Origin of the sequence: Paraburkholderia atlantica (assembly GCF_000092885.1) — a bacterium.
In the GTDB taxonomy this organism is placed as follows: Bacteria; Pseudomonadota; Gammaproteobacteria; order Burkholderiales; family Burkholderiaceae; genus Paraburkholderia; species Paraburkholderia atlantica.
This window is the reverse complement of sequence record NC_014117.1, coordinates 1670841-1683433: the sequence shown is the minus strand read 5'-3', so window position 1 is coordinate 1683433 and position 12593 is coordinate 1670841. Positions and strand designations below refer to the sequence as shown.

Sequence of the window (12593 nt, the reverse complement as noted above, 5' to 3'; positions counted from 1 at the left end):
TTAGAGGCCTCCGCGCGATTCGCGCGCGGGTGCCGCGCGTTGCTCGTGCGTGGCCGCGGCCGTGTGTGCGCTCGCCTGCCCGCGCGCGCTCAGCATCTCGCGCGTGATCCGCACGTGCTGCATCGCGTAGTGCTGGGTGGTCAAATCGCGCGCGAGCAGACCGGCCGCGGCTGCCTGCGCCTGGCGCAACGCCTCGGCGGGCTCGGCGGCGAGCCGGTCGACCGCGGCGCGCAGCGCCTCGGGAATGAACGGCGGCACGTAGGCGGCTTCGTCGGCGGGAAAATAATCGCGCAGGGCGCCGACGTCGGTCGCGACCATCGGCTTGCCGACCGCCGCCGCTTCGAGCATCACGGTGATGCCCGACGCGTGCGAGTTGGGCCGCAGCGGCACGACGATCACGTCGGCCCAGTCGTACAGCTCGTGCTGCTTCTTGATGCCAGAAAACAGTGCGATCTCGACGTTCGACGCGCGCAGCGACGCGGGAATACGCCGCCGCGTCGCCAGCTTCACCGTGTAGCGCGGATCGTTGCCGAACGCCTTGATCAGCGTCTCCCAGTCACGGTCGCGATCGTTGCCGATCGCGGCGATGCGCAGCGGTGTATGCGGCGTCCACTGTGTCGGCGGGTTGACCGGGAAGTCGCGTGTATTGAGGCCGTAAAGCAGCGGCGTCGCGTCGCGGTGGAAATAGTCCTGACACAGCTCGGCGTTTTCGCTCGCGAGCGTGGTCAGCCGGTCCGCGCGCGTCATCAGCTTGCGATACAGCCAGCTGCGCACGATGCCGTACGACGGCCATTTGTCGAGCAGCCACACGCTTTGCGCGAGCAGCAGCGGCGACGCGCCGGGCCCCGCCTTGCGGCCGCACAGCAGCAGCATCAGCGCGGCGGACAGCCACTCCTGCTCGGTATGCGTCCAGATCACGTCCGAGCGCAGCATCTGCGCGCGATTGCGCCACGTATGGATGAAATCGAAACCGAGCGCGGCTTTCAGCGCGCGCCGCACGAGCCGCACGGGCCGGCTTTCGCGCGCGTCTTGCGAATAGGTCAGCGAGAATGCCTCGGACTCGGCGTGGTGATAACCGTACAGGCAGCCGATGTCGTCGCCCTTGCGATAAAAGCGCGGATCGGCGCCGTAAAACAGATGAACGTGAACCTTGGTGCTCATGCGGACACTCCGCTCTTCGACAGCGCGCGCCGCGCCTCATGGGCGCCCGCGCGCACCTCGCGCCAGCGCGACAGCTGCAACTGCGCCTGCTTCGACAGCAGCGCGAGCGCCGCATGCGTGAGGCCCGGATAAAGCCGTGTGCCGACCAGCGTCCACCACCACCACGCGGCTTCGCGGCGCAGCGGCGGCAACTGGTCGCGCAGGATCAGATGGAAGTTGAACGCGGCGTTGCGCAGCGCGGCCATCGTCTGCGCGTCGCGCTTGTCGTCGTCGAAACGTTCGGCGGGGAAATGATCGACGGCGACCTGCGGGTCGTAGACGAGCTTCCAGCCCGCGTTCTTTACCGCGAGGCTGAATGCCATGTCGTTGTGCACCTGCGCGCCCGCGCCGCGCAGACGCGCGTCGAAGCGGATCGTGCGCACCGCGTCGCGCCGGTAGCTCATGTTGGCGCCCTTCAGGATGTCGACTTCGCGCGCGGCACCGACCCCCAGGTGATGATTGCCGATGATCTTGCCGTGCGCGGTCACCTTGCCGACCAGCGGCCGCTCGCCGTCGAGCACGCGGCCTTTTTCGTGCACCCAGTCGCGCCCGCCGAGCGCGCCGAGGCGCGCATCGGCTTCGAACGCGGCGGCGATGCGCTCGACCCAGTCGCGGCGCGGCGCCGCGTCGTCGTCGGTGATCGCGATCACGTCGCCGCTGGCGGCATCGAGCCCGCGATTGAGCGCCGCGACCTGGCCGGGTATGTCCACCGGTGCGATCACCAGCGGCAGGCGGCCGCGCGAGGACGGATCGCGCAGGCATGCATGAGTCGCGTCGTCGTCGACGCGTGCGACCACGATCACTTCGTCGGGCGCGCGCGATTGCCGTTCGAGCGCCGCGAGGCAGCGCGCGAGATCGGCCGGGCGGCGATAAGTCGGTACCAGTACCGTCAGTTTCATCGTGATGTCCTCGGTTCCTGTTGGGCAGAAGTCGGCGCTGGAGTCCGCTGCGCGCGTCACGTGCTCAGGTATTCCTGGGTCGCCGCGTAGCCGCGGTCGTAGCCGACCCGCGAGCGCGCCGGCATGCCGTTGAAGATGCCGCCCTGCACGTGCACGCCCGCCGCGCGCAGGCGCTTCAGCGCATCGGCCAGCTCGATCTCGCTGTGCATGCCCGAGCGCATCACGAAGAACGTCGAGCCCGCATACGCGCCGATGATCGACGCATCGGTCACCGCGAGCACCGGTGGCGTGTCGATCAGGATCACGTCGTAGCGCTTCGCGAGGCCGTCGAGGTACTGCGGTAGACGCGGCGACATCAGCAGTTCGGACGGATTCGGCGGACGGCGGCCGCACGAAATGAAGCTCAGGCCCTCGACATTCGAAGGGCGAATCGCCTCTTCAAGCGAAATCTGGCCGCTCAGCAACTCGGACAGGCCGTTCTCCTGCACGCCGCCGATCTGACGTTCGAGCGCGCCGCGCCGCATGTCGCCGTCGATCAGCAGCACCCGCTTGCCCGAATGCGCGAGCAGCATCGCGAGGTTCACGCTGAGGAAGCTCTTGCCGACGCCGGCCATCGGGCCCGTCAGCATCACGATGCGATTGCGCGCGTCCATCAGCGTGAACTGCATCGCGGTGCGCAGGCTGCGCAGACTTTCGATCGTCACGTCCTTCGGCCGCGCATTCGCGAGCACCGGACGCAGCCGTTCGCCGCCGCGCGCATAGCTGCTTTCGAGCTGCACCTGCTCGGCGCTTTGCGGCACGAGGCCGAACACCGGCAGATGGAACGCGCGCTCGACGTGATCCGGGTCGTCGATGCCCTTGAACAGATTGCGGCGCAGGAACACGAAACCGGTGCCCGCGATCAGCCCGAGAATCACCGCCGCCGACATGATCAGCATCTTCTTCGGCTTGACCGGCGCGCCGGGGCGCAGCGCCGCGTCGACGATATGCACGTTGCCGCCCGTGCCCGCCTTTTGCACCGACAGTTCCTGCACGCGATTGAGCAGCAGCACGTAGATGTCTTCGGCGACCTTGGCGTCGCGCTGCAGTTGCACGGCCTTCACTTCGGTGGCCGGCAGATCGCGGAAACGGTCCGCGTATTTGGTGCGCTGCGCCTGCAGCTCGGCCATCTGCTGACGCGCGGCGACGAGCGTCGGATGGTCGTCGCCGTAGCGCTCGGCGAGCTGCGTCATTTGCAGGCGCAGCGCGGCGATCTGCTGCTCGTACTGCACGCTGCCTTCGAGGTAGACCTTCGCCTCTTCGCTCGCGTTGATCGAGCCGGACTGACGTTGATAGGCGGTCAGCGCGGCTTCCGCGCGTTCGAGGTCGGCCTTCAGGCGCGGCTCCTCGCTCTTCAGGAAGTCGAGCATCTTGCTCGCGTCGGCCTGCTTGTTCGACACGTGCTGCCGAAGATACGACTGCGCGAGCGCATTGGCGACGAGCGCCGCATGCTGGGGACTCTTGTCCTCCAGCGAGATCTGGATCACGCCGGTCTGCTTGCCCTGCTCCTGAACCGCGATCGCCGACTGGAACGCGGTGATCGCGTCGAGATCGTTCGAGCGCACGATGGTGAACTCCTGCCCGGGGCGCGCGATCAGCTTGTTGACGACCATCGTCACGCCGCCGCCCTGCGCCTGCTGACCGACCTCGCCGCGCAGCAGCAGCGAGCCGTTCGGCGCAAACAGCTCATAGTGCTGCGCGTCGATCACGCGCAGCAGCAGCTTCTCGCCTTCGAGCGACGGCGTCACGTCGATCGAATCGACGTCGACGTTTTCACCGCCCCATGCGTATGACGTGAGCCCCAGCCACGCACGCGCTGGCTGGCCCGGCGTCGCGAGGCGCGCGGCGATGTTGCCGAGCAGCGGGACCGTCTTCGGCGTCACGCTGAAGTTCAGCTTCAGCTGCTGCACGACCGGGGCGACCACGCCACGGCTCTTGATGATTTCGATCTCGGCGTCGGTCGGCAGCGACGTCGAGCCGCTGGTGATCGCGGCGCCGGTCTGCGTTTGCGTGAGCGCCTGCGACATGCTGTCGGACGGCTCGACGCGTACGTGCGCATCGGCCGAATACGTCGGCTTGGCGAGGTAGCAGTAGGCGAGCGCCATCGTGACGATAATCGCGGTGATCGCGAGCAGCCACCAGATGTCGTCCAGGATCACCTGCACCAGTTGTCCGAGGACGACGTCTTCTTCTTCGGTCTTGATCGGACCAGCCATGTGTGGAGAGAGTTGATTGCTCACTGTTCCATCCCGTGTCGTTGGCTTCGGCTTTCGCGTCAGCGGTACTTCTGCTTTCGTTGCGCGTCCCGCGCCGGCCTCTACAACAGCGGCGCGGGACGTTACAGCCCAAACGTTCAGCGCGTCAGCTGCTTCAGATAGAACAGCGTCTGCACGCTCGGCAGCACCTGCTGCAACACGCGGTTGAACGTGGTCGACGCGGCGGTGCCCACGTACACGACGTCGAGCGGCTGCAACTGGAACTGCGAGGACAGCATGATCGAGTCCGGCTGCGTCATATCGAGGCGGAACACCTCGGGCGTGGTCGGATGCTCGCGCATGCCGCGCATCACGAAGATCTGGCGCGGATTGGCGTCGGTGTTCAGGATGCCGCCGCCCTGGGTGAGCGCATCGGCGATCGTCATGCGGCCGCGGATGATCGGCACCTGGATCGGCGTCTTCACTTCGCCCATCACGAAGATGCGGCTGTCGGTGCGGTCCGGCACGTTGACCACGTCGCCGTTCTGCAGCATCACGTCCTGCGTGGTGTCGCCCTGATCGAGCATGCGATCGGCGTTAAGCACGTAGAGCTTGTGGTTGCGCGTGAGGCGCACGCGCTGGATGTCGGCGTCCGGGTTCGTGCCGCCCGAGCGCGTGATCGCGTCGACCAGCGTCAGCGGCACGTCGCTGACCGCGAGCGGTCCCGGCTGCTTCACTTCGCCGGTGACCTGCACTTTCTGGCTGCGATACGACAGCACGCGCACGTCGACCTGCGGATTGCGGATATAAGGCACGAGGCGCGCGGCAAGCTGATCGCGCAGCTGGGTGGTGGTCTTGCCCGCGGCCTGGATGCGGCCGACGAACGGGAAAAAGATCGTGCCGTCGGCGGCGATGGTCTGGCCGTACGGATCGGCCTGGCCCGGCAAAGCGGCCGTATACGGCTGCTGCAACGCGCCCGCGATCGTCTGCGTAGTGTTGCCGCCCGAGGACAAGGTGCTGCCCTGCGGCGTGGTCAGCTCAGGGTGATCCCACACGGTGATGCCGAGAATGTCCTGCGGCGCGAGGTGATACACGTACAGCGACGGATCGGACAGCGCCGACGGCGGCAACGGCTCGGTTTTCGCGGCGGCGGCTTGCGCCTGCGCCATGATCAGGTTCGCGTCGATCAGATGGACCGGATAGGTTTCGCTCGGCGCCTGATCGTTGTCCTTGAGCCGCGACGTGTCGAGATAGTTGCCCGGTGCGGTCGCGCAGGCCGACAGAAAAGACGTCAGCAGAAGCGAGGCGGCGAGCTTCGTGCGCAAGCTCGCGAATGAGTTTTCGATGCGGGGTTTCTTCAGCATATTTTTTGCAGCCATCCCATGACCAGATGTTCGATGAGCACGAGACTCTCCCTGTATTCGTCTTCCGCGCCGCCGTGCGGATCGGCGACGTCCGAATCGGCTTCCCACTTGCCGAGCGGATAGACCTTGCCGCGCGCGGACGGATCGAGCGCTTCGACCTTGCTCACCTGCGCGCGCTCGCTCACCAGCACGAGATCGGCCGCGCGCACGAGCGACCGGTCGAGACGCCGCGCGTGATGCAGGCCGGCCGCGACGCCGCGCTCTTCGAGCAGGCGCCGCATCACCGGGTCCATGCCGTGGCCGTTCACCGCGCGAATGCCCGCCGAATGAAACGCGATCGGCGCGGCGCCCGAGCGCGGCGCGCGCGCCTGGCGCGCCTTGAACAGCATCTCGGCGGCAGGCGAGCGGCACACGTTGGCGTGGCACACGATTAGCACGTTGGCGAACATGGCGGGTTTCCTCGCGCGGCAATCGCAGTGGCCTCAGCGGCCGAAGGTTTCCGCCGCGGCGATGCCCGCCGCGTGCATCGCGCTGTTCGCGCCGACGCGCGCCGGCGCATTGCGCAACGCGTGCCGCCGGCCGATCGCGTGATACTCGATGCCGAGTTCGAGCAGCACGTCCGGCTCGTACAGATTGCGGCCATCGAAAATCAGCGGCGTCTTCAGCATGCGTTTCAGCGCATCGAAATCAGGGCTCTTGAAGACTTTCCATTCGGTCAGGATCACGAGTGCATCGACGCCGCTCGCCGCTTCCATCTCTTCGTTCACGAACGAAAGGCGCGCATGCTGCTGCGGCACGTCCTTCAGATCGAGCGCGAGCACGCGCTTCGCTTCGTCGATCGAGACCGGGTCGTAGGCCTTCACGCGCGCGCCGCGACGCAGCAGTTCTGCGATCAGCTCGCGGCTCGGCGCCGCGCGCATGTCGTCGGTGTTCGGCTTGAACGCGAGCCCCCACACGCCGAACGTGCGGTCCGACAGATCCTCGCCGAGACGCGCGACGATCTTCTGCGCGAGGATCTGCTTCTGCGCGTCGTTGACCTCTTCCACCGCTTCGAGAATGCGCAGGTTGGCGTTGTGATCGGCGGCGGTGCGGATCAGCGCCTGCACGTCCTTCGGAAAGCACGAGCCGCCATAGCCGCAGCCCGCGTACAGGAAGTCATAGCCGATGCGCGGATCGGAACCGATGCCGCGGCGCACCGCCTCGATATCCGCGCCGACGCGATCGGCCAGATTCGCGAGCTCGTTCATGTACGAGATGCGCGTCGCGAGCATCGCGTTGGCCGCGTACTTGGTGAACTCGGCGGAACGCACGTCCATGTACAGCGTGCGTTCGCGATTGCGGTTGAACGGCGCATACAGGCGCTTCATCAGTTCGCGCGCCTTTTCGCCGGGCACGTCGTCGTCGCAGCCGAGCACGATGCGATCGGGCCGCGTGAAGTCTTCGACGGCCGCGCCCTCCTTCAGGAACTCCGGATTCGACACGACCGAGAACATCTGCTCGACGCCGCGCGCGGCCAGCTCGGCGGCGACCACTTCGCGCACGCGCGATGCGGTGCCGACCGGCACCGTCGATTTGTCGACGATCACCTTGAAGCCGTTCATATGGCGGCCGATGTTGCGGGCGGCGGCGAGCACGTACTGCAAGTCCGCCGAACCGTCTTCGTCGGCCGGCGTGCCGACCGCGATGAACTGGATGTCGCCGTGCGCGACCGCTGCCTCGACGTCGGTGGAAAACGTCAGGCGCTTCGCGCGGCGATTGCGCGCGATGATTTCCTGCAGTCCCGGTTCGTGGATCGGCACGCCGCCGTTGTTGAGCACGTCGATCTTGCGTGTGTCGACGTCGAGACAGAACACGTCGTGGCCGATGTCGGCCAAACATGCGCCGGTCACGAGGCCGACATAGCCGCTACCGATGATCGTCAGGTTCATGGATTGCACCTCGATAAATAGAGTTGATTCAGAAACGCGCTCGCGCGATGCGTGGCATCGGCACGGCCCGGCGCGTCACGTTCAATAGGCGTTGCTGCCCGCGAAGCCTTTCCACAGCGTCAGCACGACGATCTTGATGTCGAGCCAGAAGGTCCAGTGCTGCATGTAGTACAGATCGAGCTTCACGCGGCCCATCATCTTTTCGATGCGGTCGGTTTCGCCGCGATAACCGTTGATCTGCGCCCACCCGGTGATGCCCGGCTTGATCCGGTAGCGGTGCATATAGCCCTTCACCAGATCCTTGTAGATGTCGTCGTGCTCGAGCGCATGGGGACGCGGACCGACCACCGACATCTCGCCGCGCAGCACGTTGATGAACTGCGGCAGCTCGTCGAGGCTGGTGCGGCGCAGGAACGCGCCGACCGCGGTGATGCGCGGATCGCGCCGCGTCGCCTGGGTGATCTGGCCGGCCGCTTCCTTGTGGACCTTCATCGAGCGGAACTTGAAGATCTCGAACTCGCGGCCGTCGATCCCCTTGCGCCGCTGGCGGAAAAACACCGGCCCGGGCGAGCTGAGCTTCACCATCAGCGCGATCACGAGCATCAGCGGCGACAGCGCGAGCAACGCGGCCAGCGCGAACAGGCTGTCGAATACGCGCTTGGGCAGCACGCGCAGATCGGTGATCGGCGAGGCGGCCAGATTGATCGCGGGTACGCCGAGCAGCTCGACCATCGGCTGATTGAACAGCGTCAGGCTGCCGACGTCGGGGATGAAGCGGATGTTCACGAAGTCGTTGCGCAGGTCCATCACGAAGCGATGGATCGCCTTCTCCTTCGAGATCGGCAGCGCGAGCCACAGCTCGCGGATCGCGCGCTGGCGCACCAGCTCGATCATGCGCTGATAGTCGCGCTCGACCGGCACGCCCGCGACCGCGTGCGCCGTGTCCGGGTCTTCGTACGGATTGATGGTGCCGTCCTCGTCGAACACGACGACGGGCGTGAAGCCGGCTTCAGGGCGGCCGCGCATCTGTTCGATCAGGAAACGGCCGTACGGCGCACCGCCGACGATCGCGACCGCGCGCTGATTGAAGCCCTCGCGGCGCAGCCCGCGCAGGATCGAATAGACGATCACCTTGGTGACGACCAGCAGCACGATCGACGCGAGCGCCCAGTACACGAGCCACAGCCGCGACAGGCTGTCGGCGCGGTGCACGCTGAAGCTGATCAGCACGCCGGTCACTTCGACCATCAGCCAGCCGCCGGTGACGCGCGACAGCAGATCGTAGAGCGGCTTGCCGCGCCACGACTGATAGATGCCGAGCGCCGGGAAGAACACCACCACGAGCAGGCAGCCGAACGCGAGCGACACGCTTTGCATATCGTCGAGCCATACCACTCTGCCGCTGTGCACGGCCGCCGCCACCATCGCGGCGAGCGCGACCATGGCTATGTCGATGATTCTCGCTAGAACGCTCAGCATGCGCCGCCCCTCTGTTCGTCAGTCAAGTGCGATCCGTCGGTTGGTTGAATTGGGTGTTGCATGCGGGTTTCACCGTTGCGCTTTTTATTTCCCATTTGCCTCGCGGCTGAATGGCACTGAATGCGCCTGGATTGACCAGGACGGAAAAGCCAAGGCCGAATGAGTGAATACCCTTGTACATACCTCAATAAAGCGGTATTAAAATTCGCGCGACAAGACTGCAAAAAATCTCAAATTGTATCGGTCAAAATTTCGAATTTTTTATGCATTTTGTGCGGTAATTGTTGCCGCAATGCGGCTCGACAGAGGGTTCCGGGCAACTCACTTGCGCCTTTTCGGCTGAAACTTGCGCTTTCCAAACAGTTCTGCCGGTGACGACCGGCGCCATCCGTGCTGTCATTCTTGCGCATCATTAAGCGAAAAAAATACTTGGCGGTTTTTTCCGGTAATTTTTATTTTTTAATCAATCGATGCGATATTTTTTCACGCATTTCGAATAAATCCGCCGCACGCTTTATCCGAATTGTATTTAACGCGCTTTTATTGATTCGCGACTTCGTGATAAAACTCGACGCATTCATCCAGCCTCGAGGAGAGTTCACCATGACAGCTCCGGCCCCGGTCACGCCCGCCGGCACCCGGCCTTCCCCCACCGCTTCGTCCACGCCCTCAACCGCGACCAGCGTCAAGCTCAAGGTTCATCCCGTGATTCTCGCGGGCGGCTCGGGCACGCGGCTATGGCCGATGTCGCGCGAGCAGCATCCGAAGCAGCTGATCGGCCTGCTCGGCGACGAGTCGCTGCTGCAATCGACGACCCGCCGTCTCGATGGGCTCGAAGCCGGCTATCCGCTCGCCGGCCAACTCGTGGTCGTCGCCAACGAAGAACAGCGCTTCACGACGGCCGAACAGTTGCGCACGCGCGGCAAGCCGAGCCGGCTGATACTCGAACCCGTCGGCCGTGACACCGCGCCCGCGTTGACGGTGGCCGCGTTGTCCGTCGCTGCGCAGGACGAAGACGGCATCATGGTCGTGATGCCCGCCGATCACGCGGTCACCGACAGCGCAGGCTTTCACGCGGCGGTCGCCGCCGGCGTTCAGCATGCGGCGGCCGGGCAAATCGTGACGATGGGGATCGTGCCGACGCGCGCGGAAACCGGCTACGGCTATATCCGCATCGGCGCGCCGCTCGGCTCTAACGATGTGCAGGATGCCGCGCAGACCGAAGGACCGGCGCGCCTCGTCGCGCATCGCCTCGACCGCTTCGTCGAAAAGCCGCATCTGGAACTCGCGCGGCGCTACGTCGAATCACGCGAATACTGGTGGAACAGCGGTATTTTCATCGTGCGCGCATCGACGTGGCTCAAGGCGATTCGCCATTTTCAGCCGGCCATTTACGAAGCATGCGAAGCGGCCTTCACGGGCAGCACGGCGGACGGCGACTTCTTCCGGCTGCAACGCGATGCGTTCGGCGCGTCGCCGTCGAATTCGATCGACTATGCGGTGATGGAAAAGCTCGGCGCCGATCAGAGCATCGCGTCGGGCGTGGTCGTGCCGCTGACGGCCGGCTGGTCCGACGTCGGTTCGTGGGACGCGATCTGGGACATCTCCGAGAAGGACGCCGATCGCAATGTGAGCCGCGGCCGCGTGATGTTCGAAGGTGCGAACTCGACGTTCGCGCATTCGGAAGGACGGCTGATTGCCTGTGTCGGCACGCAGGATCTCGTCGTCGTCGAGACCGCCGATGCGATACTCGTCGCCGACAAATCACGCGTGCAGGACGTCAAGAAGATCGTCAACCGGATTCGTGAGGATGGCGGGCTCGAAGCGGCCAATCATCGCAAGGTGCATCGGCCGTGGGGCAACTACGATTCCGTCGACACCGGCGAGCGCTTCCAGGTCAAGCGGATCGTCGTGAAGCCGGGCGCGCGGCTGTCATTGCAGATGCATCATCATCGCGCGGAGCACTGGATCGTCGTGCGCGGCACCGCGCTCGTCACGCGCGGCGACGAGCGCTTTATCGTGTCCGAAAACGAGTCGGCCTATATTCCGCTCGGCGTCACGCATCGCCTCGAAAACCCGGGCAAGATGCCGCTCGAAATGATCGAGGTGCAGTCCGGTTCGTACCTGGGTGAAGACGATATCGTCCGCTTCGACGATACCTACGGACGGCAATGACCTGCGACCGGCCGAAATAATGATGCGGGACCCTGCGGCGGCGAAAAGCGGCCGCAGGGTCCGCCGGGCTCATCCCACGTACGAGATGAGTTCTTTGTAGGTCGCCGAAAAGCGCTCCACGGTGCCGCTGTCGGCCGTCACCGTGGGCGTGCTTGCGACGCCCGCGCTCCCGGAGTCCGACGGATAGCGGCGCAACGGTCCGCGCAATGCATTCAGTGATGGCTTCAGCGGCCCGTGCAACGGCGCGCCGTGATTGGGCGCGTGATTCGCGAGGCCATCGATCGACGCCGGTTCCGGCACATGACGCAGGCCCGACAACGAACGGGTCGCGGAGCGCTGCGCAGGGTTGCCCGACGCGTGTGCCGACGCAGGTTCGGCGGCGCTTGCATCGGTCATCGTGGCGGCCGCCGCGTCGGTTGCGCATTCGCGATCGATCCACTGACGCGCCCAGTCGAGCGCGAATTGCTGCGCGTGCTGCGCATCCTCGAAGCGCGGGCCGACGAGGCCGGAGCGCTCGACACGCTTGCCGTCCCTGATGATCTCCGCCCACCCGCGATACATCGCATTCGGCACTTCCTCGACCACCACGTAGATCAGATAACCGCGCGAGTCGGTGACCTGCATGCCGCGCGGCGCGAGGCTCATGGTCAGCGACGGGCGCGGCTCGTCAGCCGCGACGGTCTCGGCCGTGTCGAATGCGGGCGGTTCGACGTGCGCCTCCGCCGATGTCGCCACCGGGGCCGCCGGCACTGCCGCTGGCGCGAGCCCCGACAATTGCCGCGTGATGTCGCCGATCGGATCGGCCGTGCGCCATTGGCTCAACGCACTCGCGACACCGGGCGCCTGCCACGACTCGGGACTCTTCCACGACACGCCGCGCAGACTATCGTCTTCGCGCGGGCTCGGGGTTTGCGCCACCGGTGCCGCGGGTCTGGCTGTAGCGGGCGGCGCCGGTTGGGGAATGTACGCGAAGGTGCGGCCGCTCTGCGACAGCAGGCGGACCATCTCCAGCAGTGTGCCGTTCAGTTGCCACTCTTCGAAGCGGCGACGGCACGTGGGACCGGACGGATAGCGGCCCGGCAGCTTCGACCACGGCTCACCCGTAGTCATGATCCACAGCACCGCATTCGTCACGATGCGCGGTTCGGCGCGCGGCCGGCCGCGCCTGTTCAGACGGACGGCCGGCTCGTCGGAGACGAGGGGCGCGAGCAGCGCCCATTCGTCGTTGTTTAGCTCATCGAAAAACATTGGATTTTCTCCACGCGGCCTGGCCTGGCCGCGGCGTTGGGCCTGCCACGGATTCTCAGCGTTCAC

General features: G+C 65.7%; 9 protein-coding genes. 1 reads left to right on the top strand and 8 read right to left on the bottom strand.

Annotation, left to right across the window (positions count from 1 at the left end; translation table 11 throughout):
* The 7 genes from BC1002_RS07485 to BC1002_RS07455 all read right to left on the bottom strand — a co-directional run bounded on the left by BC1002_RS07485 (nucleotide 1) and on the right by BC1002_RS07455 (nucleotide 9104).
* Nucleotides 1-1161, bottom strand: a complete 1161-nt coding sequence (locus BC1002_RS07485; protein WP_013089451.1) for a glycosyltransferase family 4 protein — start codon at nucleotides 1159-1161, stop codon at nucleotides 1-3.
* Nucleotides 1158-2099, bottom strand: a complete 942-nt coding sequence (locus BC1002_RS07480) for a glycosyltransferase family 2 protein (protein WP_013089450.1) — start codon at nucleotides 2097-2099, stop codon at nucleotides 1158-1160. Before BC1002_RS07480 ends, BC1002_RS07485 begins: the two co-directional genes overlap by 4 nt.
* Nucleotides 2100-2155: 56 nt before the next feature.
* Entirely contained in the window at nucleotides 2156-4354 is a 2199-nt protein-coding gene (locus tag BC1002_RS07475) for a polysaccharide biosynthesis tyrosine autokinase (protein ID WP_013089449.1), read from the bottom strand.
* A gap of 137 nt (nucleotides 4355-4491) precedes the next feature.
* Entirely contained in the window at nucleotides 4492-5697 is a 1206-nt protein-coding gene (locus tag BC1002_RS07470; protein ID WP_013089448.1) for a polysaccharide biosynthesis/export family protein, read from the bottom strand.
* Nucleotides 5691-6146 carry an arsenate reductase/protein-tyrosine-phosphatase family protein gene (locus BC1002_RS07465; protein WP_013089447.1) on the bottom strand — a complete coding sequence of 152 codons (456 nt, stop codon included), beginning with the start codon at nucleotides 6144-6146 and terminating at the stop codon, nucleotides 5691-5693. The genes BC1002_RS07470 and BC1002_RS07465 overlap by 7 nt, the downstream gene beginning before the upstream one ends.
* Before the next feature lie 33 nt (nucleotides 6147-6179).
* Nucleotides 6180-7625 carry a UDP-glucose dehydrogenase family protein gene (locus BC1002_RS07460; protein WP_013089446.1) on the bottom strand — a complete coding sequence of 482 codons (1446 nt, stop codon included), beginning with the start codon at nucleotides 7623-7625 and terminating at the stop codon, nucleotides 6180-6182.
* Nucleotides 7626-7706: 81 nt separating this feature from the next.
* Entirely contained in the window at nucleotides 7707-9104 is a 1398-nt protein-coding gene (locus tag BC1002_RS07455; protein ID WP_013089445.1) for an undecaprenyl-phosphate glucose phosphotransferase, read from the bottom strand.
* Nucleotides 9105-9707: 603 nt separating this feature from the next.
* Here BC1002_RS07455 and BC1002_RS07450 point away from each other — a divergent pair.
* Nucleotides 9708-11279 carry a mannose-1-phosphate guanylyltransferase/mannose-6-phosphate isomerase gene (locus tag BC1002_RS07450; protein WP_013089444.1) on the top strand — a complete coding sequence of 524 codons (1572 nt, stop codon included), beginning with the start codon at nucleotides 9708-9710 and terminating at the stop codon, nucleotides 11277-11279.
* A 69-nt stretch (nucleotides 11280-11348) separates the two neighbouring features.
* Here BC1002_RS07450 and BC1002_RS07445 read toward each other — a convergent pair whose 3' ends face one another.
* Nucleotides 11349-12527: a transposase gene (locus tag BC1002_RS07445; RefSeq protein ID WP_013089443.1), complete on the bottom strand. Its 1179-nt coding sequence runs from the start codon at nucleotides 12525-12527 to the stop codon at nucleotides 11349-11351.
* Between the last annotated feature and the right edge of the window lie 66 nt (nucleotides 12528-12593).

Coding starts and splice junctions, on each gene's coding strand:
- BC1002_RS07465 (WP_013089447.1), bottom strand. CDS start 6,146: ATGTTCGCCAACGTGCTAATCGTGTGCCACGCCAACGTGTGCCGCTCG.
- BC1002_RS07460 (WP_013089446.1), bottom strand. CDS start 7,625: ATGAACCTGACGATCATCGGTAGCGGCTATGTCGGCCTCGTGACCGGC.
- BC1002_RS07475 (WP_013089449.1), bottom strand. CDS start 4,354: ATGGCTGGTCCGATCAAGACCGAAGAAGAAGACGTCGTCCTCGGACAA.
- BC1002_RS07470 (WP_013089448.1), bottom strand. CDS start 5,697: ATGCTGAAGAAACCCCGCATCGAAAACTCATTCGCGAGCTTGCGCACG.
- BC1002_RS07445 (WP_013089443.1), bottom strand. CDS start 12,527: ATGTTTTTCGATGAGCTAAACAACGACGAATGGGCGCTGCTCGCGCCC.
- BC1002_RS07480 (WP_013089450.1), bottom strand. CDS start 2,099: ATGAAACTGACGGTACTGGTACCGACTTATCGCCGCCCGGCCGATCTC.
- BC1002_RS07450 (WP_013089444.1), top strand. CDS start 9,708: ATGACAGCTCCGGCCCCGGTCACGCCCGCCGGCACCCGGCCTTCCCCC.
- BC1002_RS07455 (WP_013089445.1), bottom strand. CDS start 9,104: ATGCTGAGCGTTCTAGCGAGAATCATCGACATAGCCATGGTCGCGCTC.
- BC1002_RS07485 (WP_013089451.1), bottom strand. CDS start 1,161: ATGAGCACCAAGGTTCACGTTCATCTGTTTTACGGCGCCGATCCGCGC.